We start from the raw sequence: 25,814 nt of genomic DNA, 5'->3' as shown, positions 1-25,814 counted from the left end.
GAATCACTTATTTCCCACGCAATTTACAATGATCCGCCACTCTATCTCCGTAAGTTGTAATGACTCAAATGCAAAAAAATCTTCGCAAATTTTTCCGATCAGGTGTGGATGTTCCCTCAAAAAATTCCACTGTAACGCTTTAGGAAGAAAATATGTTTCATATTCTTTACTTCCCCTTACTACCTCATCAACTTCTCTTCCACAAATCCCTCTTATCAAGTAGTCATTTCTTAACTCTATTTGAATTTGCTGAAATGTTTCGCTACATTTTTTCAATTGAAGTAAACATGTAATATACGTTCGCAAAAGTTCATTATCATACCCACAACAGTTTATAATACGATCGATTTCATTCATAATGTACGGGCCTTTTCTTCTATTTGTAATAACCACTTTTCCCGCTTCTCTCGTTTACTCGTTTTCACAGATTGAAATACTGAACGTTTTATATCGCGAATGCCGCAAAAACGTAAAACGCCTCTCTTCATTACAATCCAATCTGCTGATCGGTATAATAATGCGACGTACCATAAAGGCGAGTCCAATGTATTAATAACCCACGCTTTCTTTCCGTTCAATAATCCTTTCGGCAGAGCACCTTCATATTTATAAGCAAATCCAGCTACGAAAATACGGTCAATGAACCCTTTTAAAATAGCAGGCATCCCCCACCACCATATCGGATAGATGAAGAGAAGCGTATCTGCTTCTTCCACTAATTTTCTATATCGCGCTGTCTCTTCTTCATTTACTAAATCACGCCTTTTCTTCTCTTCATTAAATACAAGGACTGGATCAAATTGTTCCTTATATAAATCAAGTACCGTAACCGAATGATTTGTTTCCTGTAGTCCTTTTTGCACATGCTCTAAAATTGCCCCGTTAAAACTTGAAAGATTAGGATGGGCGTATATAATTAGTACGTTCATTACAAAACCACTCCCTCTCTAGTTAAAGCTTCCCTTTCTCTAACATCTTCTCTACAACTTGCACGTTTTTCGAACTTTGCAACAATCGATTTAATACTGTAAGTAACTCTTCCTTTTCTAAATCTTTCAGTTTTTCTTTAACTGTACTCTCACCTACATGTTGAATATCATAAACGACCGCCGCCATATGTTTACAATAATTCTCATACGGACACTCGCAGCTACTTTCTGTAAAATCCTCTAGATCAATAATTACTTCGTAGTTTCCTGCATTCCCAGTAACGAAAGCAAATACTTTTTTATCGTGTATTTCAACATCCTCTACATGGCCATCTTCGTAATATTCGTATCCTCTATCTATAATGTACTTTGGAATCCATTTCGTTATATCTTTTAATAAGTAAGCGTACATAACAACACCCTTCCTTTAATTCCCTTTTGACTTCCAAAACCCTGCATGTTATTCTAATAACTGTCAAATAGCAAGTCTATATGACAAAACAACTGACACCTATTCGGCGGAGGTGTCTCTTTTCATTTGCAGCCGATATGAAGTGCCTCTTTCAGGCACATTCAATTTTTGACACTACACACTCAACACCATTCCCTGTATCAGGCTGCTTTAGCAGTCTTTTACTCTACATACTTCAAAAAAAGAGAGCTTAGCTCCCTTTTCTCGCTTTATAAAATACCCCTTTTTCAGTATAGAGATATTCATCAGCTAATGTAATTTTCCCATCCAGTTTGAGTTCATCTAATAGTCTTGATAAATAAAATTGATGTAACATCTTTTTCGTGAATTTTCCTTCATGATGCGAAACGATATGTTCTTGAATATCTAACAATGATATTGGCTTATTTTGCTCTATCATATATTCATAAACTGTACTACGCAGTTTTACGTATTTTTCGAGTGTCACAGTAATGCGCAACCCCTTTCTTCTTAATATAAATTTTCGTAATCGGTTTTTTTGCAACAAAAAAACCTCTCCGATAAGAAGAAGTTACGTATATATCTTCGTCTTATCTCCCAGAACAAATGTGTTCTGCTGGAATTAGCACCTGCATCGCGGTTGCTGGGTTTCATCGGGCCAGTCCCTCCACCTCTCTGGATAAGAAAATATTCACTTAATTTTTACTATACGTAATTTCATTTCAATTGTCAAACAAATATAACAAATTATATTTTCTTCTTTACTGTTCATACTATACATATATGAGTATTCAAGGAGGATTATGAAATGCATCAAAACGCCCGTGGATATGTACAAGATTCTTTTCAATCATTACAAGAAGCAAAACATTGTTTAGAAGAAGCACTACAGACTGTTGAAAAAGATTTTAATCGCGCTCGTATTGAACAATCCCTTTATGCGATCGAACAAGCTATTCAGCGCTGTGATTACACCGTTCACATTTTAGAACAAGATTGAAAAAACTTCCCATCAATTTGGTGGGAAGCTTTTTCAAATGGCATACTTCATTATTATTGCCGTTATAATCAAAAAATATACAGAATTAACAATTTCTAAAATCCCTACTTTTATAATAGAAATCTTTTTGCCATACAACACTATTGCTCGAATAACACTTGGTATAAAAATAAGAGAACACAACGGATTGATAGCAAATACGATGATCATTAACACGATATGATAACCCCAAGATATAAAACGATATTTCGGATTATTTTTTTCACGAATCATCGTTTTCACATAGAACGTACTACCTAAAAAGTATAAAAACGAAATAAGTGCAATGAATAATGCTGTATGATCGATTTGCTTCATTGAAAAATAATAACTAACTAAACCACCAATACAGAAAACAATAATCGCACTAATGTCATTTAGTAATGCTCTTTCATTTTTTTGACGAGCGTAATACATATTTACTATAAATAATGGAATCATGACTACTACGAATAAAAAAATGCTCCATTCATATAATAGAGAAATCATCCCAAATACAAACGCAATGATAAAATATACAATTGCTGCATGTAAATACTCTTTTTTTCGTCTTTGTTTTATGTACATGAGAAATGGATACGTAGCTAAATAAATAAAGAACCCAGCTAAAAACAATGGAATATGATACATAGTAGGTTTCCCAAGTATAACACTTAGTAGAAATGGTATAACGAGCATGGCCCATGCACCATGTTGTTTCGGAATAACTAACTTCATTAACTATACACCTCCTCTTTGAAAATAGTTCTCACCTACTATTATACAAATAATTTTATATAATAGCCGACGTATATTGAATCTATTTTTTGACAATAAAAAATGCTCCTTACAAAATGTAAGAAGCATGAAAGAGGCAAACGAATATGTAAGTCGCGACCCTACCTTATATGAATATGCTTTTCTATGCCATGTTATGCTTATCTAATATGCCATATTTCTTTTTGAATCTTGTAAGAATCGTAATCCAAGACGTACTAAATAATAGTAAGAAAATAACATTCGAAATCGCATGGCTCAAATCAAAATAAAAACTTGCGATATAATACGAAATGACTGTTTCCCACGTTGCCTCTCGTATAAAACCGAGAAGCCCCCATAAGTTCATAATCCAGCCAAATAAAAATCCAACAAACAATCCGTACAGAAGTCTTCCCCATAGCTTTTTCATTAAAAATGTATTGCGAAGTAAACCTGCTATAAAACCAATCATGCCCCACGAAAACATTTGCCACGGTGTCCATGGACCTTGTCCTAAAAAAATATTAGATACGATTGCTGCTGTAGCACCAATCATAAAACCAGTTTCACTTCCAAATACAATTGCAGAAACGATAATGACAAAAGAAGTTGGTTGTACACTTGGTAAAATAGAAAATGGCACCCGGCTTACTGCTGCAATTGCCGCTAATACAGCAACGAGAACAATTTCACGTGAAACAAACGCCTTTCTTTCAAAACGGATATAGAAAGGTAACATAATAACCGCTAATATAAACAAACTACTTAACATGTAATAACCGTCCATGACAAGTGTCGTAAAGAGTAATGTGCCGATTATTACTGCAAAGATACATATTATGAATGCAACATATCGTTTGGACAAGCTTCGTACACATCCTCCCACGTTAATGCATATGGCAATTCTTTTCGAATGAATCGATTAATAGATGTTGTATAAAAGAAGTTGCCGCTAAAAAATTCTTTCGGTGCGTCATTCATAATGACTGTTCCGTCAAATAACATCATACATTGATCAACGTATTTCGCTGCAAATTCAATGTCATGCGTTGCCATTATAATTGTTGTTCCTTCTTTTTGTAGCTTCCTAAATAGTTCTCCTACTCTTTCTTTCTTCCACGGATCTAGCCCCTTTGTCGGTTCATCAAGTAATAATAAAGTTGGCTTCGATAATAACGTTGTACATAACGCAAGTAGTTGTTGCTCTCCCCCGCTACAATCATGCGGATGGCGTTCTTTAAGCGAGTACAACCAAAACTTCTTCAACATATCTTCTGCTATTTCTTTTCCTTGGTCTCCGTATAATTCACGTGCACGTTCATACACTTCATCCCACACTGTATCAAATGTAAAATGATAATACGGATGCTGCGATACATACCCGATCCTTTTAAATCGTTCTTTCGAATCAATTTTATGTATCACTTTCCCGTTCCACTTTACTTTCCCTCTTCTCGCTTTTTGTAATCCTGCTAAAATCGTTAACAGTGTAGACTTACCTGTACCGTTCTTCCCAACGAGCGCTACCCATTTTCCTTTTTCAATCGAAACTGATAAATCACGTAAAATAAGCGGACTACTTTTTTCGTACTGGAACGAAATATGCTCTGCGCTTAAAATTACCTCTTGCTTTTCACTTTGTGCTATTGGCTCATTTACATATGATATCGCTGAAAAATTATTCATTTTCATTTGCGCCTCTCGCACCGTAAACGGAATATCTCTCACATTCCACTCTAAAAATAGCCTTGGAATTTGCGGAATAAATGGACGGAATGTTTCTACTCCCCACATATTCGTAATAACAGTTTTAGGACTACCATCATACATAATACAGCCATTATCCATACAAACAACGCGTGTTGCAAGCGGGATAACTTCATCTAAACGATGTTCACTTAAAATAATCGTAATTCCAAGTTCTTCATTAATCCGTTTTAATAATCCTAAAAACTCTTTTGCAGCAATTGGATCTAACTGCGCTGTCGGTTCATCTAATAATAGCAATTTCGGCTGCATAACTAATACCGCAGCTAAATTAACAAGTTGCTTTTGCCCACCAGATAACGTGTGAACAGATTGATGCAATAAATCTTGAAATCCTAAAAAGCTAATAAGCTCTGCTATTCGTTTTTGAATAATATGTGATGGTAACCCAATATTTTCTAAAGAAAATGCTAATTCTTGAATAACTGTATCCATTACGAGTTGATTTTCTGGATTTTGAAATACCATACCAATTTCTTGAGCAGATAACAAATCAGGTACATTTTCTAATAAAGTACCATCATAATATGTATCCCCAGTACGCTTACCAATTGGAAGTAATTCTTTTTTAAAATGTTTTAATAAAGTCGTCTTCCCGGATCCTGATCCGCCGGCAAGTGCAATAAACTCTCCTTTTTGAACAGAAAGAGAAATATGCTGTAACGCTTTTTCGTTTTCATCAGCATATACAAATGATAAATTGTTTATTTCTGCATGCGCCACCATAACCATTCCCTTCCTTCCATTATAATTGGTAAACTAATAAACATCGTAAATACGATAAACATCATCCCATCGTATTGCTGAAATAAAATAGATTCGACTTTCGGATAAATGATTAACTTTCCTCCGCCATACGTACTACATATGATAGCAATTATAAATAGAATACTTAAATAACTGAGCGTATACCAATCTCGTTTTTCCATTCTATAGCGAATATATGTCGTACGTTTCGTTACACCAAATCCACGAGCTTGCATAGAATCTGCCGTTTGCAGTGCATCTTCCAATGAACAAATTAATAATACTTGCAGCAATTGCATACCATTTTTGACGCGTTCAATTATCGAACCTGAATCTACCTGCACACCTTTCGTCTTTTGAACGAGTGTGATTTTCTTTAATCGCCTTATAAACAAAGGAACAAATCTCACTGTAATCATCGTTAACAATGCAACTTTCGGTGAAATTCTTGAAAACAGATATAAAAATTTATGACTGGAAATAATATCATTGTATGACGCAAACGTAAACATAACTGCAACTAGTAATAACCCCATTACTATTCCAAACATAATCGCCTCAAGCTTAATACGGCTATCACCTAACCAAAATAACGTAGTTCGACCTCTATGCGTTAATAACGAATTAAATAAAATGACCATAAAAAAGAAAACAATTGTGCTCGGTAGCATCTTTCTTATCTTTTCGCTATTTCCTTGCATCACATTTAACATAATAATTAATACTATTGCTCCAATTAAAAAAAGAGGATGAAGACACATCATACATAGTATCATCACCCCGATATAATAGAAAAAATTCACAAAAGGATGTAAAGAAGAAAAACTTATTTTCATAGCCCTTTACCGAATGCCTTTCTTATTGTAATACGTATACCCACTCAATTGTATCTCCTGGTTTTACCGTAGCTACACCAGCACTATGGTTTGGAAAAGCACCGTTCACACGATATTTCCATCCACTAGTATCCGCAATATCTTTTTCATATAAATCATTAATACCTTTTACATAAATACTATCTCTTGATCCGCTTGCATCAACATCTAATCCTGTACGTTGTAATACTTTATACACAGTATCGCCATCTTGTACATCCATCTTTTTCGCACCCATTATATATCCGTTATTTCCTTTTACCGAGATTGTTACTTGTTTTGCTTTAGGTACTGGTGGTACTGGTGGTGGCACTGGGTTTGGTGGTGGTACCGGTGTTGGTGGAGCTGGTACACTATTGTTCTCTTCTGACTTTTTCTTTTGCTCCTGCTTCGGTGTTTCTTTCGGCTGATTCACAACCTTTGCTTCTTCTCTTACTTCTGGTGCTTTCGGTTGTTGTTTCTCTTCTTGTGCTTGTTGCTGCTCTGGTTGCTTATTTACAGCCGGCTGTTCTTTCGGTTGTTCCTGTTGTTTCTCTTCTTTCTTTACCTCTGGTTGTGCCTGCGGCTTTTCCTCTTTCGGCTTCTCTTCTACTTTTTGTTCTTGTTTCTCTTTCTGCTCTTCTTGCTGCTTTTGCTCTGATTCAGCTTGCTTTTCTTCTGTTTTTTCTTCCGGCTTCGCTTCATCTTTTTGTTCTTCTTGTTTCACTACCTCTTCTTGCTTCGGTTCTACCTTCTTCTCAGGCTTTACAGCTGCCTCTTCACATCCGGCAAGTAGCCCAAGCGAAAGCAGTAAAGAAATGAACCATTTCATTTTACTCATGTTGTCTCTCACCTTCCATATTAAAATTAGGAGCAAATAATTGCTCCTAATTTTTTGTTAAGCTGCTTTACGTCTCCATAATACATATGCAGAAGCAATACATAATACACCCATACCTACTTCTGTTGCTGCACTATGAGAAGATGCTCCTGTTTTTGGTAAACTGTTACCGTTTCCGATTTTTTTATTCTTAACCGGTTCGTTATCAACAACTACTTTTAGCTTTTCATCTTTTGTTTCTTGTTGTACTTGTTTTTGTTCTTTCGGTTCTTCAGTAACTTCTTTTTCTACTACATTATTTTCTGGTTCAACAACTTTTTCTGGCTGAACAACCTCTTCCGGTTCAACAACCTTTTCTGGCTCTTCAATCGGTTTTGGCTTCATTTCATCAACGACTACATTAGACCAATCATAAATAGATTTTCCCATTTCTTTAAATTGAAGTAACGCTAAAAGAGCTTGCTCTGTAGCCATTCCGTTACCTTTTTGATCACTTGGTAACCATTTAAATTCACCATTTGGAAGTTGATATGATAATAGATTTTGCATTGCCTTATGAAGACTATTTTGATCTACATCTTTAACAAGCGATAATCCAATAATTGCTTGCGCAGTACTATTAGAATTTTCTTGTCCATCAGCTGAAAAACCGCCATTTTGTAGCTGTTCTTTATATAAATACGCAACAGCTTTTTGTACAGCTGGTTTCACATCTGGTCGATCTTGATAAGGAGCTAATGCTGATAAAACCATACCTGTTACATCAACGCTACTAGCACTATCTTTACTACCTGAACTATTATAAGTCCAGCCACCGTCTGTATGCTGATTATTTAAAAGTGCTTCCACTAAAGCAACTCTGTTCCATTTTGCATCAACTGGAATCTCATACTTCTTCGTATCAAATGCAAGTAAAGCAAATGTATAACCTGTAACAGAATTCACTTTATCTGACTCATACAATTTTTGAACTAAATTATGTCCACCCACATTTTTAGGGTCTGCATTCATTGCATTCATCATAATAATCGTTCTAGCTAAATCTGTCGCTGAAAAACGATTAATACGCTTTTCTACTTTTTCTGTTACGGACTTAACATAATTTAATTTCGCCTCAATTGGCACATTCTTTCCAGAACGCGAAAGCGCTATAGCTACCCAATCACTTTCAATTCCATCTTGTAACATCTTATCTGATGTTTTTGAGATTGCTTCCTCTAATTGCGCTGCTAAGTTCTCTTTCTTTGGTTGCTCTGTTGGTTTAGCATTTTCGCCTTCTGGTTTTGGATCGACTGTCGGTTTACCATTTTCACCTTCTGGCTTTGGATCGACTGTCGGTTTACCATTTTCGCCTTCTGGTTTTGGATCGACTGTCGGTTTACTATTTTCGCCTTCTGGTTTTGTTTCGTCTGTTTTACAAGTTCCGAACTTATCTAACGTTTCTTTCAATGTTTCCTGGCTCATATTGCTCCAGTCTGAAACAAAGCGGAAAACAACAACATCACCAGACTCTAATTTATAACTATCTGCTCCAACTTGTGCAGATGTATCATTTACATCGTACGTCCAACCACTTTTAGCCCCGGCCATTAAACCGTCGATACCTTTTACATATGTTCCAAATGACATCGTTTCAGATTCTACTTTGTCCCCCATGACCTTTTGCAGCAAACTTAAAGCTGTTTCCCCATCTTTAATTTGCTCTTCTTTCGGACATAACATAATGCCCTTTTGTGATTCCCCAATAATTGCAAGTTTTGCTGTATTTCCTTCAGCAAACGTAATATGTACTGTATTCGCAAAAGAAACAAATACAAGTGTCACTGCCATTAACGACGTAAGCAGCCATTTTTTCAACATTGCCATCCCAAAATTTCCTCCCTTACTACATTTACACAAAAAAAGGCCCTTCAAGGGCGTGCAATTGACACTCTTTTTTTGTAAGTGTCGAACAAACTGTGCAACACCTCCTACCCGCATCATTCGCGGCTATATTTGTATAGGAAAAATAATTTTGTTCATGAACGTATCATTGTGATAACATTCACTTTTCTAGGCACAACTTACTTCCATTTAAGTTATCGTAAAACGATAAACCTATACATTCTGTTAATTTTAACGAATTTACCGAAAAAATTCTCCTTCCTCAAACGCGTGAAAGGTGATAACCCAGCGGTAGGTGGAGATGAATTTCGATTTGGCATAACCAAAAACTTTTGATAAACTAGCTATATGAAGTTCTTTGATAACTTGATATAGAAGGTTGCAGGAAGAAAATAAAATGCGAAAACCAAGCCATTCGGTTCCTGCGTAAAATATCAACCGTGTAAAGAGAGCTTCCAAGCGTTGGACATCTAGGGGTGGAANNCCCCGAAGTAACGCTCAGGGAGACGAAAGGTTACTTTCGTCGTGGAACTGAGAAGCTCCCACTTTAAGCTTTGCTAAGTGGCGAGCAGTTCACATTTCTGTATTATTTTACTATTGACAAAGAATTTTGTCCATTCCTTATCAGACTTATTTTCTAAGAATAGTAACTTACTAACCTTTAACTATGTAAACTCTTTTCACTAATAATGACGCCATCTTCATCCGCATAGACATATTCATTTGGATTCCAATCCACTTGTCCAAAGTGCAATGAAATATTTCGTTCTCCTTTTCCTTCTTTCACACTTCTATTTGGCATCGTTCCTAACGCTAAAATACCAATATTAATATTCTTTAGTTCACTAGAATCACGAACATACCCATTCACAATAATTCCTGCTAGCTTTCTTTCTTCCGCAATAGCTGCCAAATTATCACCGAGTAACGCACAGTTAGCAGACGCTCCGCCGTCAACAACTAATACCGTTCCTTCTGGTAATGTTTGTAATCCTTCCTTCACTAGTACATTATCATCCTTCACTTTTACAGTTGCAATTTTCCCCTGGAATTGTTCTTTCTTCCCAAAAGACCGAAAAGACTGGCGACATATTTGTAATTCCTTTTCAAATTCATCACATAGATCCGTAGTTTTCCACATCTTATTCCCTCTTTTCCTTTTTCTTTCTACATAACATATTCTTGGCTTATTTTCGTTTCCCTGTCTAATGTTGCGATAATTAATAGGTTACAAACGAGAATATACAAATAAAGGATACAGAAACTATTGCCATAGGAAGCAACCTTTATTATAATCTATTTCACGGATTAAATTCAGAATATTAAAAATTAACTAAGTGAAGAAGGAGGGATTTCATGCAAATACAAACTGAGACAAAAAAACAACCAAGTACATCAAAATTTAAAATGCCTGATGCGTATGTACTACTATTTTTTATTGCTTTACTTTGCGCCATTGCTACTTATTTCGTTCCCGCTGGAGAATTTAAAAGGGTTACAAACGGGACCGTTACAACAACAATACCGGGAAGCTATCATTCTGTTCCGCAATCGCCCGTAGGGTTTGTTTCCTTTTTTACCGCTATTGAAAAAGGAATGACACTTGCTGCTCCTATCATCTTCTTAATCTTATTTACAGGTGGAGCCATTGCCATTCTTGAAAAAACAGGCGCTCTTGACGGTTTAATCTATCATGTGATTAACAAATTTCGTAATCAGCAATTCCTTTTCATTTGTATTGTCGCCGCACTCTTTTCTATTCTCGGCACGACTGGCATTATCGTTAACTCAGTTATCGGTTTTATCCCCATCGGCATCATCGTTGCCCGCACATTGAAATGGGACGCTATCGTCGGCGTAGCAATTATTTATTTAGGCACTTATGCTGGTTTTAATGCTACTATTTTATCTCCTTCACCTTTAGGTATTTCACAAAAAATCGCAGAACTTCCGATGTTTTCGGGGATTGGTTTACGCACAGCAATCTATATTTCTTTTTTAATTGCCACCATTTTGTATATTAATTGGTATGTAAAACGTTTAAAAAAATCGAATAAAGGAAGCATACTCGGAGATAACTGGTTTCCAAGTAATGCTCTTACAAGTGAGAAAGAAATAGAGAAAACTGAAGTTCCTTGGACAATACGTCATAAATTCATTTTACTCGTTTCAGCTTTATCATTAATTGTATTTTTAATAGGCGCTTTTCGTCTACATTGGACAGACGCAGAAATGACCGCTACTTTTATTTTCATCGCAATTACAGCGGGAATAATAGGTGGTATGAAAGCGAACGATATCGCTTCTACTTTTCTAGCAGGCTGCCAAAATCTCATATACGGTGCTTTGATCGTCGGAATGGCTCGTTGTATTTCAGTCATTTTAGAACAAGGAAAATTACTTGATACAATCGTTAACCAACTCGCACAGTCTCTCGAAGGACAAAGCCCTGTATTTGGCGTTCTCGGTATGTACGTAAGTAGTGCCGCATTACATTTCCTTATTTCATCAGGGACAGGTGAATCTGTTATTTTCATTCCGATATTAGCTCCACTTGCCGATTTCATGCACATTACACGCCAAGTTACAGTACAAGCTGTTATGCTTGGAGAAGGTGTAGTGAACTGCTTAAATCCAACTTCCGGTGTTTTAATGGGCGTTCTCGCAGCAAGCGGTATTTCTTACGGAAAATGGATTCGTTTCATGGCTCCACTTGCATTCATTTGGTTTATCATTGGACTTGTTTTTCTTATTGTTGGGGTGAATATTGAGTGGGGACCGTACTAAAAGACTCATAATATAATTAACTTGATAAATAAGTACTATCGTTCCATAAAAATATCTATTCTATTTTCCTATCCAATCCCATAAAAATCATTTATTCTAGTATAGATATAAGAAGGGATTGATCATAATGATCAATCCCTTTTATCAAATATAATACCTTTAAAAATCTTAGTTCCAAATTTTATTTACCCATTCTGGATGATCAATAAAAGGATTGCGGTTATGTTGATATTTTGTAAAAATCACTTCATTACGCTTTCGCTCTATATCATCGACCGGGTCTTGTTCATTCCATTTTAATAAAACAGATAGTTTCCCCATGTATGGATCTTTATTGTTATTCACTTTTTCATTTAGTTCTAAATCTATTTCGCCGTTGTCTCCTTCATAACGAACAGCCATATAAAACAGCATTCTAGCAATATCTCCTTTTACACTATCACGAGGTTCCCAAGAATCACTATCATATTTACACTCTGTCGCTTCCGAATGATTCACACCACCGTTATCAAAATCCAGATTTCCACGTGAACTATTTACAGATACATCCGTCGCTCTTAAATGATGTAGATCTGTTCCAGGTCCTGCAGTCGTTCCAAAGTCACCGTGAGATTTTGCCCAAACATGCTCTCTGTTCCAGTTATCTACTCCTGAGCCATTCGTAAGTTTCCCTTGCGAACGACCAGTATATAAGAGTATCACATTATTTTTATTATTTGGATCTTCATCAGTATCTCTTAGCGCTTCCCAAACCGCGCTGTATGATAACTTTGTGTGATTATCAATAATATTATGAAGTTCCTTCTTTAATTCTAACCCCGTTTTTCCTATTGCGTTATTATAATATGTATCGTCATAATTTTTTACAGTAATCTCTTGTGCTGATGCCGGAGCTACTTCACCGTGTATAGTATCTGTGAATGATAGAGATGCAGAACCTAAAATAAAAAATGAAGATAGTGTAATCATAGCAATCTTTGTATTTCGAAACTTCATATACCCATTTCCCCTTTAAAATATAATTTGAAGTTATTCACTAAAAAATGCTTTCTAATCCCCAAAAACTCTTTAGAAACCCCTACCCCTTTTCTATTTATTTAATACAAAACTCTATTCAGTCTGTATCATTTCCAAACTTTTAGTTTATCTACTTTTCACAAGAAATGTCCTTCTCTTGTAAAGATTATTAAAATATTCTTTACAATTAAAAAGTAGTTTAATATTAACTTATAAATTTAAATTTATTTATGCAATAATGCATATTCGNNAAAGTGAAACTTTAATCAGCCCTCACCAATTAGGCGTTTACGGGCAGCCCGCCCCCCACCTAACTTCTTTACTTCCGCTGAATTTTGAGGTGGGGATCTTACTGCCCGGCAAATAGCGGGATAAAAATCAAGATAATAGTTGGACTTTTCCTTTTTCCATAACTGTCTTTATTTTTGTGTAAAACCCTTCTTCCTCTGAAGAATAAGTACAAAAATAGATTGGATACCATATAGGCACCAATCTATTTTAATTAAAGAAACTGTGTTAATTCTGAGTTCACAACACGTTGTGCAGTAATGATAATACTTTCAGCTGTTAGCCCATAAACACTATATAGTCCACCAGGTTGATTAGGAACAATTTGAACTTCATATTCAAGTGCTTGTCCAAAAGCAGGATGAACTAAACTTAAGGTTTCAATAGTAGAAGCATTAGAATTCACATTGAAGTTTACCTGTTCGATTAATACTATTGAACCGTCAAGTCTAAAAACTCTAGCTACTCCAGTAAGTGGGCCTGCAGTACGGTTAAGGATCTTCACCCTAACTCTATTTGCATTAGCAGGTTGATTTCCTACGTTTTCAATTGGGCCTGTAGTAAGAGCCATATAATATCACCTCCATTATATTATTATGATATTCAATCGTACACATTAACGTTATAATCTAATTACCCAATTTATTTAAAATAAAAAAATGTTCGTTTTTATCGCGATAATTAATAAAAACGAACATTTTATAATGAATGAATTCGTAAAAAAATAAATTCATATACTAAACTAAATCAACCTACAACAACCGGTTTTTTACAGACAATTACTCTCCCTTCCGACTTCCTCACTTCCGCCTAATATTGAGCTAGGAATCTTACTACCCGCATGTTGCGAAATAAAATGCGCATCCATCCAATTCACAATGATTTCTTCCAACCTTGGGTGAAGTGGCTTAGCTGCTCCTTCCGCATAAATTTTTTTAAATTCCAACGCCTTAAAATCACCTTCAAAATATTTCAAGGTATGATCCATATTTTTGATTACATGTACTTCAGAATCACCTTTCACATAATCACCAATTCGCTTCGCTTTTTCAGGATTCGCCTGAAAGTCTTTATCACCAGCAATTGCTAGTACTGGACATGTTACTTGTTGTAAGTCTTTATAAATATCATGCTGAAAATGCTCTCTAAACCATTTTGCGTTCATTGGCTTAAATCCAATTTTAACAATATCTTTTTTGGAGTTTATCATTTTTTCTGTTGCTTTTTGTGCCTGCTTTTCTCCTCGTTTCTCAATATTGAAAAGACGCATTAACTTTCCTTTTATTCCTTTTTGCTCTTTTAACTCTTTATAAATAATCTCTCTTTGTCTTTTAGTAGCTTCTTCTAACGATTCCGCAGCTCCTGTAAGAAGTATGAGTCCATTAACTGGCGTTCTTGCGTTTACTATAGTCGCTAACATACAACCTTCACTATGACCAGCTAAAATGATTTTTTCGGAATCTACAAAAGGCTGTTCTTTTAGATACGTAATAACAGCTTCTATATCGGATACTAAATCCCACATTCCAGCCTTCTGAAATTCCCCATCACTCTTTCCTACACCACGTTTATCAAAACGTAATGTAATTCCTCCGAGATTTGTGATCAAATGTGCCAAGTCTTTATACATATTCCCTTTCATATTCATTGGTACTATTGTTCCGTCACGATCAACTTCGCCAGATCCAGCGATAATTACAACAGCAGCATACTTCCCGTCAGCTTTCGGTTTAGTAATCGTACCGCGCAAAGTTATTTCACTTTTTATCGCTACTTCATATTCATCAAAGGTCATCATTTTGCCCTCCCTCTATTCTTTTATACCCAATTTAAATTTCAAACTCACTATCATATTTTTATACTCTAGTAAATCTTTCATCGATGCGAAAATCGGGTTCTCTGCAATACCTTGTAGCATGCTCCGCTTTATAATTTCTTCATTTCTAACTGTTTTAGCACCGAGCGGAAATTCTGCAAACCATCCATCAATCGCATCAAAATATGAATCTCCGTGTAAATGCAGACTATTTACTGTGAAGCTAACCGCACAAACCGCTACATATTTCCGTAGCATTTCTAATGCACTTTCAAAATTTTCTTGCATGCAATACACTTGTGCAGCAGCATAGTAAACTTTTAAAGTCATATTTGGATGTAGTTTTTCTATTTCATACATGTCTATTAACATAAAAGCTCTACTTAAAATTACCTCTACCTTTTCAGCGTTTGAGGCATTTACTACTACATAATTCGGTATTGTCGCAACGAGTTGCATTAAATGTTGATACATACTAATTTGCATCATTTCATTCGCCTTTTCAGCATTCCCAAGCATTTGATACGCTTGTGCGATTAGATCTTCCTCTGGAAAGTTAGGACGTATCGTTTCGCCAAGCAATTGCAATACTTCATTCGGTTTATTGAGTATAAGATAGCAAGTTGCTTTAAACGATACCGCCTCTTTTACAAGAGATACATCATCACTTTCTTCTTGCACCCTGCTAAAGAGATACATTGCCTCTTCTAAAATTTCAATTCTTTTATCCATATCCTCTGCTAACATGTGGTGGTTAATAAAGAGTAGTCCCATTTGAATTAATAACGGAAAACATGAATAATATTTTTTTGTCACTTCCCTGCACTCCATTATTACTTCATCAAACGGTTCTTCACTAAAAGCTTCTGCAAGTCTGTGATATACACTTTTAATATCTTCTTGCTCCATCTGCGGCGCATATCCAATTAATTCGTCTATACTTACGTTAAAATAGGCTGCTAACAGTGGTAAAAATGTAATATCCGGATAACTCTGCCCCGTCTCCCATTTGGAAACAGATGCCTTTGTAATACCGATATACGCCGCTAACTCTTCCTGCGTAATTCCCTTTTCTTTTCTCTTATCCGCAATTATTTTATGAATGTTTATCTCCTTCACATCATCACCTCATACTTTTATTATATGTACTATATTCTATACAAAATATGGATTTAAAGTCGACTTTCGTTAACAAAATCAACTGTTAGGAAACACCCATCAAAAAAAGAAATTTCATATTTAGGTTTATAGATGTTAAACTCAATAAAATCAACTTAAGAATTTTTTAACAACCATAAAACAAAAAAATGTACATCTTCACTAGGAAATGTACATTTTCTCATTTGATGGTATTTGCTTTTCTTGACTTAATAGTGATAATAGAAGCAGAAAATAGTCTTTAATCATATGTATGGCTTTATACTCACTTAACTCTAGTTTTTTCATTTTCGGATAGCCCAAAACCAACACTAGCTATTCTAGTATAAATGAATGTTTATCATCTAATATAGCTAATACCTTATTAAGCATCCCTCCCTTCTCAACCTATGTGGCATGAACAAAACTCCATTCAGTTTCAATTCTTTTTCAGCTAATATACCAGAAATAACAATTAATTCTTGTGCGGACATGTCATATATCAATGCCTAGACCGCTACATCTTTTCCACTAACTTCGCTTTCAGAAGTAGCAAGGGGTTTAGACTGCTTAATCGTAAAAAGCAAACCGCCGAAAATTAATAAAATCCCTAAACACTGAAGCCAATCTGGACGAAATTCGGTCAGCAAGATATCTAATAGAATGGCCACAGCAGGATCTATAAATATCATAAAAGAAATGACCTTAGTAGGAAGATTACGTAAGCTATTAAAGAAAAAAAGGTAGACAATCCCCGTATGGACAATTCCAGTAAGAATCGAATAGAACCACTCGATTGCGTTTATGGAAGTGTATGCTGCAAAATCAACAAATGGAGCTAGTAACAAGATACCTATGGTCATTTGTAGAAAAGTTGTCGCATATACACTCGTCTTTGTAACACTTTTTCCAAAAAGCATGGTTGCTGCGTAGAAAAGTGCAGCAACCACACTATATATACTCCCATTCCACTCCAAGGATGATGAGCGAATCTCACCTAGCCCCATAATAAATAAAGTGCCTGTAAAACATAGAGAGATTGCTAGAATCGAGTGCCATGTCAATTTCTCTCGAAAAATAAATCTTCCTATGATAAGAACAAATATAGGCGCTAAATGATAGAAAGAAATAGCAATAGTTACAGAAGTCTGTTCAAATGACTTAAAGAGAAATATCCAGTTCAACAAGTTAGTTGTTGAACAAAGAATGATGAACAGCAATTCTTTTTGATTCCATATCTCGGTTTTAAATTTCCCTTTTATAAGCCAAACCGTAAACAAAAATATAGCAGCACATACTAAGCGAACAAAAACGAGTTCAATTGCGAAAAGTCCTGTGAGACGAGAAAAGAAGCCAACAGAACCAAATATGGACATAGCTAGAGCTAGTTGCGTTAATGCTTTTTTGTTCATGATGAATCTCCTTATATCTGCACATATTTGTAAAACAAGATTATCACTTTTCTGGCATACCATCTCGTGTAATTATGTTAGCCCACATGTGATTAGGAATTTCTAATTTACTTCTGCTATCTCGAGGTAGGACGTTCACAATATTCTCTTCCCTGCCCTCCTCTACTTTTTTCACCCAATCTGGTTCCATTAATAGCTCTCTACCTAATGCAAAGAGTGGCACATCTTTGTCCAATACGGCTAGCGCTTCATCAGGTGTATGAATGGAGCCTAGTGAAATAAAACTAGTTCTGCCAGCAATGACATCTCGAAAGATTTCTGTTCGTGTTAACATTCGATTTGAGCCGCTCCGCGGAAGAGACCACACATTCTTTACAGAAAGATGTAAATAGGACAGCTCTTGATCTGCCAATCTATTTACAAATGCTACTGTATCATCCATCTTTATACCCGATTCCTCCTGTTCTTCAGGTGAAAATCGATAACCTATAATAAATTGCTTGTCAGCATATTGATCACGTACACGTTTCACTTCCTCTATAACAGCAAGCGGGAAATTCATTCTTCTCTCCAATGTACCTCCCCAATAGTCGCTACGGTGATTAGAATAAGGAGAGAAAAATTGTTGAATTAAATATCCATTCGCACCATGAATTTCTACACCATCAAATCCCGATTGGATGGCTAAATAGGTTGCCCTTCCAAAGTCTTGAATCGTAGATACAATTCCATCTTGACTTAATTCACGTGGGATATATTCTTCTCCAACTTCTTTATAAATACTTGCTACAACACCACTTGGACTAACCATTTGTTCTCCGCCTGTATACCCTGGAAGAGATTCACTGCCACCATGGTGAAGCTGTAAAATTGCTTTTGTCCCTTTTTCTTTAATTGAATTTGCTAGATTTGTAAGACCGCTGATACTTTGTTTGTCATACACTTTCATTTGTCTAGGAAAGCTTGTAGCTACAGGTGAAATCGTAGCTGCAGCTGTAATAAACATACCTGGACCTGCTGCTCTTCTTCTATAGTAGGCAAGCTCTTCGTCGGAAACATACCCGCCTTCTTGACCTGAGTAAGTTGTCATAGGTGCAACTACAACTCTGTTTTTAAGAGTGGTTCCATTGGAAAGATTATACGGAGATAGTATCTTGTTATATTTTTGTTTCATCATTGTATGATTCCCCCATCATTCTATTTTTCTGAAGCTGAATTTATTGTATTCTTGATTTTTACATAAGTAAAATGAATGTTTTTCATCTATCGCATTCGACTTCCTCATGTATAATAAAAAAGAAGGAGATGAAAAATATTGAATTTTTTTCAACTGGAAGTCTTTTTAAAAGTTGTAGAGAACGGAAGTTTTACAAGAGCAGGAGACCAAATAGGACTTACACAATCAGGAGTCAGTCATAATATAACAGCGCTAGAGACAGAACTTGGTGTGAACTTATTAAACCGTGGACGAAATGGAGTATCTTTAACCACTGCAGGTGAGTATATTATCCCCCATATACGTGCAATTGCTGAAAATATGGCACATATTGAGCAAAAGGTTGCCGCTGTGAATGGGATGGAAATGGGGAAACTTTCAATTGGGAGTTTTCCAAGCTTTACTGCTAGATTTATACCGTTTTTATTTTCTATCTATAAAGAAAAATTCCCTAACATAGAAATAAGGCTTTATGAAGGAGGTTACGATGAAATCATAAAATGGGTGGAAGAAGGAACAGTAGATTTTGGTTTTGCAGCATTACCAGTCAAAAATGTAGAATTTATTCATCTGTTAAATGACCCTTTATCCGCTGTAATATACGAAGGCCATCATTTTGAAAAGAATTCTATTATCAATTTAGAAGACTTTATTGGAGAAAGCTTTATTATGTTACGATCTGGCTGTGAAACACTGATAGAAGAAAAATTTCGCGCAGCAAAAATAAAACCAAGCATTTCATACGATATTAAAGATAATCAAACAGTGCTTTCCATGGTTGCCGGAAAGCTAGGAATTACAATTATGCCTGACCTAGCCTTATCCAAAGAACTAAAAGATATACGTAGTCTACCGCTGAACTCGGAAATCTTCAGAGAGATTGGATTGGTTAAGAAATCAGCAAAAGAACTAACTCCAGCCGCAAAAGAATTTTCCAAGATTGTTCAAGACTATTTTATAAACCGCTAATGTAAGTCAGACTTTATATAAAATAATAATTCAATTAAAAGCGTATTTTGATTAATCTTTTTCAAAAATAAAAGGGCTTATTCTATTACATAATTAACGTTCGGGGCACTTTCTTAATCAAAGTTTTAAACCTACATTTGTTATGTTGAATTAAAATAATGATTTATCCCACAAATAGCGGGATAAATCATTATCTAAAATTAATTAAACTAGAACTTCTTTCCCTATGTATATTTACTTCGTTACCTCACCAAACTGCGCTCTCGTCACTTTCGCTAAGTCATCCACTTTCAGTTCAATTTGTATGCCAATCTTCCCGCCACTTACAATGATTGTTTCAAGCGATTGAGCAGTCGCATCAATACATGTTGAAAATAACTTCTTCATTCCGACTGGTGAACAACCACCGCGAATATATCCTGACACTTTCGTAATATCTTTAACAGGTATCATTTCAATTTTCTTTTCACTTACCGCTTTTGCGGCAGCTTTTAAATTTAGTTCCTCATCTACCGGAATAATAAACACATGATAATTTTTACTATTCCCTTGAGCGATTAACGTTTTATATACTTCTCTCACTTCTCGTCCAATTTTCTCGGCTACTGATACGCCATCAATTTTTCCATCTTCAGGATCATATGACATCATCGAATATTCAATTTTTTCTTTATCTAATATTCGCATCGCATTCGTTTTATCTTTTTTCATAGTGATCTCCTTAAAAGGTTATTTCATATTATTAAGTTTTATTATACACCCTTTTCCATTTCTCCTACATAACTTCACGTATTTTTCAAAACTAAAAATATTGATAATTCAAAAATCATCTGATATAATTTGGAAAAACTTATGTTAAGGAGAGATTTGCAATGCGAAATGTTAATACGTCTTTCCAACTTCATCATCATACGTAACGCCGTGTATCCGAAGAAATTTTTTTCTTCGTGGGTACAGGGCTTTTCCTGTTGACCCACGAAGCGTTCATAAAGCTATGTGGGTATTTTTATACCTGCATAGCTTTTTTTAATTTAAAAAAGGAGTGATCATGATGGAAATGAAAAATGTAAAAGGAACAAAAGATTATTTACCAGAGGAACAAGTTCTGCGAAATAAAATTAAAAGAGCGTGTGAAGATACATTTGAACGATACGGATGTAAACCGTTAGAAACACCGACGTTAAATATGTATGAGCTTATGTCATATAAGTACGGCGGTGGTGATGAAATTTTAAAAGAAATATATACACTTCAAGATCAAGGAAAACGCGAGCTTGCCTTACGATATGATTTAACCATTCCATTCGCAAAAGTTGTGGCGATGAATCCGAACATCCGCCTTCCTTTTAAACGGTATGAAATTGGAAAAGTATTTCGAGATGGGCCAATTAAACAAGGAAGATTTCGTGAGTTCATTCAATGTGACGTTGATATAGTTGGTGTAGAATCAGTCATGGCAGAAGCGGAACTTATGAGTATGGCGTTTGAACTGTTCCGAACGTTAAACTTAGAAGTAATAATCCAATATAATAACCGAAAATTGTTAAATGGTATTCTCGAGTCCATTAACATCCCTACTGAACGAACGAGTGACGTCATTTTATCATTAGATAAAATCGAAAAGATTGGGATTGATGGTGTACGAAAAGATGTATTAGAGCGCGGAATTTCTGAAAAAATGGCTGATACGATATGTAATACCGTTTTATCTTGTCTAGAGCTTACAATTGCTGACTTTAAAGAAGCTTTCAATACTCCACTCGTTGCCGAAGGAGTAAACGAATTACAACAATTACAGCAATATTTAATCGCCCTTGGAATAAATGAGAATGCTATATTCAATCCATTTTTAGCACGAGGACTTACAATGTATACAGGTACCGTGTATGAAATCTTTTTAAAAGATGGATCGATTACATCCAGCATCGGTAGTGGCGGTCGATACGATAATATTATTGGAGCATTCCGTGGTGATGATATGAGCTATCCAACAGTCGGTATTTCATTCGGTTTAGACGTTATTTATACAGCACTATCACAGAAAGAAACGATATCATCTACAGCGGATGTATTTATCATCCCACTCGGGACAGAATTACAATGCTTACAAATCGCCCAGCAATTACGTGCTACCACTTCCCTAAAAGTCGAACTCGAACTAGCAGGACGCAAATTAAAACGGGCCCTTAATTATGCCAATAAGGAAAACATCCCTTATGTGCTTATTATTGGGGAAGAAGAACTTAGTACAGAAACCGTTATGCTGCGGAATATGAAGGAAGGTAGTGAAGTGAAGGTTCCCCTTTCTTCTTTAAGTAATTATTTATAATACAAACCACCCTCGTTTGGGTGGTTTTTCTATTTTATAGATAACGAAACAATTAGTTTACATAAAATAATTATATTCTACCAAAAACCACAAGTATTTAATATCCAATCACCTATTATTTTTGGTAATATATAGATATGAATATTTTAGGAGGATTTACTTTGAAAACTTACATACAAGCACTAAAGTGGACCACAGGGATCTATCATCTTTTATTGATTCCTTTTTGTTTTTTATTTCTAAGTCGTGTTAACCTTTATGGGATACCTTTACTACTATTGATTGCTTTACATATCACTACTATTTTATTATCTAAAAAAGCAGGCATGAATACGTACCCTCATTATATCGGTATTATCGTTACCCTATTTGCCTTCTTTCCTTATATAGAACTGGTTCTACATTTTATAGCAGCCGTTTTCCTTTTATTAGATGCAATTTCCACTACTAAGAAGAAAGTTTTTGATTCATAGCAAAATCAATAGCACCTCCCAAGAATAGATTCACATGCATTTTAATGACAACCAAAATTTTAGAAAGTAAAAAATAAAAGGTGTCTTCACCTATGGAAAACACCTTTTATTTCTCCAACTCTTAACTATTATTTTTCGTATTCCTACTCTCCAAAACTTTCTCCATATTATGAGTTGCCCACTCCATCATTAATAGAATCATTGGACGTAGTGATTCACCAAGCTCAGTTAATGAATATTCTACTTTTGGCGGCACTTCACGGTATACTTCACGATGTATAATGCCATCTGCTTCAAGTTCTCTCAGCTGCAGTGTTAACATTCTTTGTGTGATATTAGGTTTTAATCTTTTTAATTCATTAAATCTCTTTGTACCATCTAATAAATGATACAAAATAACCCCTTTCCATTTTCCGCCAATAACCTCAACCATAGCTTCCACTGGACAAGAATATTTATTTAAAAATGGGTAATTTATATTATTTTCGTTTGAACAATCCATAATAAATCCCTTCCCTTACCAATAGTATCTTTTTTGATACTATAACACATAAATGTGCGTACTTGTATCCATGTTACTTTAAAAATATAATTTACTTACAAAAATAAATTAACGAAAAGAGGAACTTTTATGACAAATACAAAACAAGTTACAAAAGAGAAAATTATGGAGGCCTTTCATTTCAGACATGCATGTAAAGAATTCGATCCTATGCACAAAATTTCAGAAGAGGATTTTAATTTCATTTTAGAAACAGGTAGATTTTCTCCTTCTTCTTTTGGTTATGAACCTTGGAAATTTATTGTCGTGCAAAATAAAGAATTAAGAGAAAAACTACAACCGTATTCATGGGGCGCTGGTGGGCAACTTGCAACAGCAAGTCACTTTATCATTGTTCTTTCAAGAAACATTAAAGATATGCATTATGATGCAGAGTATATTAAATATATGATGAACGATATTATTGGATTGCCTGAAGACACTCAAAAAATTAGATATGAATTCTTCAAAAAGTTCCAGGAAACAGATTTTAACTTATTACAATCCGATCGTGCTGTATTTGATTGGGCATCTAAGCAATCTTATATTGCTTTAGGTAATATGATGACTAGTGCAGCTCAAATTGGCATTGATTCTTGTCCAATAGAAGGATTTGATAAAGAGAAAGTAGATTCTTTACTTCGTCAAGAAGGCATTATAAAAGACGATAATCTTGAAGTGTCTGTTATGGTTGCCTTTGGTTACCGTAAAGAAGATCCAAAACGTGATAAAACAAGACAAAATATGGATACAATTGTTGAATGGATTAAGTAATATAGCACTCACAAATAAAACTCCTTCTAGCTAAATACTTATTCTATTGAAGAATCAGTTGTTTTTCTAATGTATGAAATTGATTTTTCATGGAAAGATATGTTAGTATGTATACAGTTTGAGCGCTCTATTTTTTGGAGTCGAACAGGAGGAGAATGGATATGTCTGATATTGAAGTTGGCGAAGTGTTTACTCTCAGTGATGAGAATAATGAGGATCAGGAAGTAGAAGTACTTGGAGCAATGGATGTCGAAGGTGCTGAATATATCGCAGTTGCTTTCGTAGAGGACATTCAAACAGATTCTGAGGAAGACATTGATATTTTCTTTTTAAAAGTAGAAGAAGATAATGAGTTTTCATACATTGAAAATGATGAAGAGTTTGATAAAGTGTCTGCTGCTTTTGATAAAATTTTGGATGAGCAAGAGCAAGAATAATATGAATGAAAAACACGAGGGTGGATGCATATCCGCCCTCTTTTTATTTATCACTCATCCAAAGACTTATGCAGCAATTCCAGTACATCTTTCATCACAAAAGGACCGTCCTTTTTCACATGCTCAGCGAACTCAGAAACGAGACGTAATGTTTTTACACTTTCAATCGGATGCTCGCCTGATGCACTTTCAGCAGAAAGCATAACGGCATTCGTTCCGTCCAGTACAGCTTGAAACACATCAGTTACCTCAGCCCTTGTTGGAATAGAATGATCTACCATTGATTGAAGCATTTGTGTCGCTGTAATCACATATGTATTCGTTCGATTACATTCCTGAATCATCATTTTTTGCAAGAGCGGAATGAATTGATACGGCAACTCTACTCCTAAATCGCCCCTTGCAATCATAATTCCGTCTGCTTCTTTACATATATCTTGAAAATTCTCGATTGCTTCCATCGTTTCTATTTTTGCAATTACATTAGGTGATGTTTCTTTATACTGTTGTATAAAATCTCGTATTTCTTTTATATGACTAGGTTTTCTTACGAAAGAACATGCAATAAAATCAACATCCTCTTCTAAAAGAAACTGAATATCTTTTTTATCTTTCTCTGTAATAGCTGGTAAACTAACGATTGCCCCTGGTAAATTCACCCCTTTATGAGATGAGATGTTACCACCTGTGTTGACCTTTGTTTCTATTTTATCCGCACTTACCGTTTCAACGATTAACTCAACTTCGCCATCATTAATTAAAATTCTACTTCCAACTTTCACATCATTCGCGATTCCTGCATAATCAACACTTGCTTCCTTATTACTCCCTGTAATTGGCTGCGTATGTAAAAGAAAAGAATCTCCCGCCTGAAGTGTAATTTGTTCTCCTTTTACTTCACCTAACCTTATTTTAGGACCTTGTACATCGCCTAAAATTTTAATAGAATCGTCTAGCGATTTGACTAAACGAATAATATCTTTATGACTTTCATGCGTACCATGTGATAAATTCAACCGTACTATTTTCATACCATTACTTATTAACTGCGCTAACGTTTCTTTATTGTTACTTGCTGGCCCAATTGTACAAACTCGATCGATTGTCATTTTTATCACCATCCTTTTTTAGATAAGTTTCCCACATAACCTTAAAAATAACAGAGATCATGAAATGAACAGATTTAAATTTACACGAATTTCATAAAGTTAAACCTATTTTCCTTACTAGCTAAGCATTAGAAGAGATATTCGATTTTTTACAAATGAAGAAATGTTGAATCAAAAGTAAAAGGTAAGTTAAGTATGGGACAAGTTATTGAGAGTTTCAAAATTTTCATATATTGTATGAAATGAGTTCGAACTCAAAAATTTAAAAAAGGTGGGA

At 35.2% G+C, this 25,814-nt stretch carries 27 protein-coding genes and 1 riboswitch; of the genes, 7 read left to right on the top strand and 20 right to left on the bottom strand.

Annotated elements, in window-relative coordinates:
* Positions 1 to 3: 3 nt before the first annotated feature.
* The 4 genes from COK05_RS05375 to COK05_RS05360 form a co-directional block, all read right to left on the bottom strand.
* The gene (locus COK05_RS05375) at positions 4 to 357 is read right to left on the bottom strand and encodes a group-specific protein (RefSeq protein ID WP_141538904.1); all 354 of its coding nucleotides are present in this window, start codon (positions 355 to 357) and stop codon (positions 4 to 6) included.
* Positions 354 to 929, bottom strand: coding sequence for an NAD(P)H-dependent oxidoreductase (locus COK05_RS05370; protein WP_098611748.1), 576 nt, complete (start codon positions 927 to 929; stop codon positions 354 to 356). Before COK05_RS05370 ends, COK05_RS05375 begins: the two co-directional genes overlap by 4 nt.
* Positions 930 to 951: 22 nt before the next feature.
* A complete protein-coding gene (locus COK05_RS05365; protein WP_098611747.1) occupies positions 952 to 1,341 on the bottom strand; it encodes an SWIM zinc finger family protein in 390 nt (129 codons plus the stop codon).
* Between the two features lie 250 nt (positions 1,342 to 1,591).
* A complete protein-coding gene (locus COK05_RS05360; RefSeq protein ID WP_141435055.1) occupies positions 1,592 to 1,909 on the bottom strand; it encodes a hypothetical protein in 318 nt (105 codons plus the stop codon).
* 40 nt (positions 1,910 to 1,949) lie between these two features.
* Positions 1,950 to 2,048: riboswitch (SAM riboswitch) on the bottom strand.
* Positions 2,049 to 2,170: 122 nt separating this feature from the next.
* Between COK05_RS05360 and COK05_RS05355 the strand changes: the two genes are divergently transcribed.
* Complete coding sequence (locus tag COK05_RS05355; protein ID WP_000554029.1) at positions 2,171 to 2,362, top strand: hypothetical protein; 192 nt, start codon at positions 2,171 to 2,173, stop codon at positions 2,360 to 2,362.
* Between the two features lie 33 nt (positions 2,363 to 2,395).
* On the opposite strand, the gene COK05_RS05350 is transcribed toward COK05_RS05355, so the two are convergent.
* From COK05_RS05350 to rraA, 7 genes are all read right to left on the bottom strand, one after another.
* Positions 2,396 to 3,118, bottom strand: a complete 723-nt coding sequence (locus COK05_RS05350) for a YwiC-like family protein (protein WP_098611746.1) — start codon at positions 3,116 to 3,118, stop codon at positions 2,396 to 2,398.
* 184 nt (positions 3,119 to 3,302) lie between these two features.
* Positions 3,303 to 4,004 carry an ECF transporter S component gene (locus COK05_RS05345; RefSeq protein WP_098611745.1) on the bottom strand — a complete coding sequence of 234 codons (702 nt, stop codon included), beginning with the start codon at positions 4,002 to 4,004 and terminating at the stop codon, positions 3,303 to 3,305.
* Complete coding sequence (locus COK05_RS05340) at positions 3,977 to 5,638, bottom strand: ABC transporter ATP-binding protein (RefSeq protein ID WP_141538903.1); 1,662 nt, start codon at positions 5,636 to 5,638, stop codon at positions 3,977 to 3,979. The genes COK05_RS05345 and COK05_RS05340 overlap by 28 nt, the downstream gene beginning before the upstream one ends.
* Positions 5,611 to 6,489, bottom strand: coding sequence for an energy-coupling factor transporter transmembrane component T (locus tag COK05_RS05335; RefSeq protein ID WP_015055161.1), 879 nt, complete (start codon positions 6,487 to 6,489; stop codon positions 5,611 to 5,613). The genes COK05_RS05340 and COK05_RS05335 overlap by 28 nt, the downstream gene beginning before the upstream one ends.
* A gap of 22 nt (positions 6,490 to 6,511) precedes the next feature.
* Positions 6,512 to 7,348, bottom strand: coding sequence for a DUF4430 domain-containing protein (locus COK05_RS05330; RefSeq protein ID WP_098611743.1), 837 nt, complete (start codon positions 7,346 to 7,348; stop codon positions 6,512 to 6,514).
* A gap of 57 nt (positions 7,349 to 7,405) precedes the next feature.
* Complete coding sequence (locus tag COK05_RS05325) at positions 7,406 to 9,214, bottom strand: DUF4430 domain-containing protein (RefSeq protein ID WP_098611742.1); 1,809 nt, start codon at positions 9,212 to 9,214, stop codon at positions 7,406 to 7,408.
* A 679-nt stretch (positions 9,215 to 9,893) separates the two neighbouring features.
* Positions 9,894 to 10,373: a ribonuclease E activity regulator RraA gene (rraA, locus tag COK05_RS05315; RefSeq protein ID WP_098611740.1), complete on the bottom strand. Its 480-nt coding sequence runs from the start codon at positions 10,371 to 10,373 to the stop codon at positions 9,894 to 9,896.
* Between the two features lie 215 nt (positions 10,374 to 10,588).
* On the opposite strand from rraA, the gene COK05_RS05310 reads away from it, so the two are divergent.
* Positions 10,589 to 12,019, top strand: coding sequence for a YfcC family protein (locus COK05_RS05310; protein ID WP_098611739.1), 1,431 nt, complete (start codon positions 10,589 to 10,591; stop codon positions 12,017 to 12,019).
* Between the two features lie 168 nt (positions 12,020 to 12,187).
* Here COK05_RS05310 and COK05_RS05305 read toward each other — a convergent pair whose 3' ends face one another.
* From COK05_RS05305 to COK05_RS05280, 6 genes are all read right to left on the bottom strand, one after another.
* The gene (locus COK05_RS05305; protein ID WP_098611738.1) at positions 12,188 to 13,015 is read right to left on the bottom strand and encodes an endonuclease I family protein; all 828 of its coding nucleotides are present in this window, start codon (positions 13,013 to 13,015) and stop codon (positions 12,188 to 12,190) included.
* Between the two features lie 523 nt (positions 13,016 to 13,538).
* Positions 13,539 to 13,895 (bottom strand): ATPase, encoded by a 357-nt coding sequence (locus tag COK05_RS05300; RefSeq protein ID WP_098611737.1) that lies wholly within the window; start codon positions 13,893 to 13,895, stop codon positions 13,539 to 13,541.
* A gap of 198 nt (positions 13,896 to 14,093) precedes the next feature.
* Positions 14,094 to 15,119 carry an alpha/beta hydrolase family protein gene (locus tag COK05_RS05295; RefSeq protein ID WP_098611736.1) on the bottom strand — a complete coding sequence of 342 codons (1,026 nt, stop codon included), beginning with the start codon at positions 15,117 to 15,119 and terminating at the stop codon, positions 14,094 to 14,096.
* A 15-nt stretch (positions 15,120 to 15,134) separates the two neighbouring features.
* Entirely contained in the window at positions 15,135 to 16,259 is a 1,125-nt protein-coding gene (locus COK05_RS05290) for a helix-turn-helix domain-containing protein (RefSeq protein WP_098611735.1), read from the bottom strand.
* Between the two features lie 527 nt (positions 16,260 to 16,786).
* Positions 16,787 to 17,689, bottom strand: coding sequence for a DMT family transporter (locus tag COK05_RS05285; protein ID WP_098611734.1), 903 nt, complete (start codon positions 17,687 to 17,689; stop codon positions 16,787 to 16,789).
* Between the two features lie 43 nt (positions 17,690 to 17,732).
* The gene (locus COK05_RS05280; RefSeq protein WP_098611733.1) at positions 17,733 to 18,866 is read right to left on the bottom strand and encodes an NADH-dependent flavin oxidoreductase; all 1,134 of its coding nucleotides are present in this window, start codon (positions 18,864 to 18,866) and stop codon (positions 17,733 to 17,735) included.
* A gap of 138 nt (positions 18,867 to 19,004) precedes the next feature.
* Between COK05_RS05280 and COK05_RS05275 the strand changes: the two genes are divergently transcribed.
* On the top strand, positions 19,005 to 19,874 hold the full coding sequence (locus COK05_RS05275; RefSeq protein WP_098611732.1) for a LysR family transcriptional regulator: 870 nt from the start codon (positions 19,005 to 19,007) through the stop codon (positions 19,872 to 19,874).
* Positions 19,875 to 20,108: 234 nt separating this feature from the next.
* Here the strand turns inward: COK05_RS05275 and ybaK are convergent, their stop codons facing one another.
* On the bottom strand, positions 20,109 to 20,585 hold the full coding sequence (ybaK, locus tag COK05_RS05270; RefSeq protein WP_098611731.1) for a Cys-tRNA(Pro) deacylase: 477 nt from the start codon (positions 20,583 to 20,585) through the stop codon (positions 20,109 to 20,111).
* A 340-nt stretch (positions 20,586 to 20,925) separates the two neighbouring features.
* Here ybaK and COK05_RS05265 point away from each other — a divergent pair, with 340 nt between their 5' ends.
* Entirely contained in the window at positions 20,926 to 22,203 is a 1,278-nt protein-coding gene (locus tag COK05_RS05265; protein ID WP_098611730.1) for a histidine--tRNA ligase, read from the top strand.
* Positions 22,204 to 22,364: 161 nt separating this feature from the next.
* Positions 22,365 to 22,676, top strand: a complete 312-nt coding sequence (locus tag COK05_RS05260; RefSeq protein WP_097819703.1) for a hypothetical protein — start codon at positions 22,365 to 22,367, stop codon at positions 22,674 to 22,676.
* Between the two features lie 121 nt (positions 22,677 to 22,797).
* On the opposite strand, the gene COK05_RS05255 is transcribed toward COK05_RS05260, so the two are convergent.
* Positions 22,798 to 23,178: a winged helix-turn-helix transcriptional regulator gene (locus COK05_RS05255; RefSeq protein WP_000340656.1), complete on the bottom strand. Its 381-nt coding sequence runs from the start codon at positions 23,176 to 23,178 to the stop codon at positions 22,798 to 22,800.
* A 129-nt stretch (positions 23,179 to 23,307) separates the two neighbouring features.
* Between COK05_RS05255 and COK05_RS05250 the strand changes: the two genes are divergently transcribed.
* Both COK05_RS05250 and COK05_RS05245 read left to right on the top strand, forming a co-directional pair.
* On the top strand, positions 23,308 to 23,991 hold the full coding sequence (locus tag COK05_RS05250; RefSeq protein ID WP_097819704.1) for an NAD(P)H-dependent oxidoreductase: 684 nt from the start codon (positions 23,308 to 23,310) through the stop codon (positions 23,989 to 23,991).
* Between the two features lie 155 nt (positions 23,992 to 24,146).
* Positions 24,147 to 24,428, top strand: a complete 282-nt coding sequence (locus COK05_RS05245; protein WP_097819705.1) for a DUF1292 domain-containing protein — start codon at positions 24,147 to 24,149, stop codon at positions 24,426 to 24,428.
* Between the two features lie 50 nt (positions 24,429 to 24,478).
* Here COK05_RS05245 and COK05_RS05240 read toward each other — a convergent pair whose 3' ends face one another.
* A complete protein-coding gene (locus COK05_RS05240; protein ID WP_141538902.1) occupies positions 24,479 to 25,537 on the bottom strand; it encodes a pyruvate kinase in 1,059 nt (352 codons plus the stop codon).
* Positions 25,538 to 25,814 lie beyond the last annotated feature (277 nt).

Origin of the sequence: Bacillus cereus, from assembly GCF_002567495.1 — a bacterium.
In the GTDB taxonomy this organism is placed as follows: Bacteria; Bacillota; Bacilli; order Bacillales; family Bacillaceae_G; genus Bacillus_A; species Bacillus_A cereus_AQ.
This window is presented reverse-complemented; position numbering and strand designations above follow the sequence as displayed.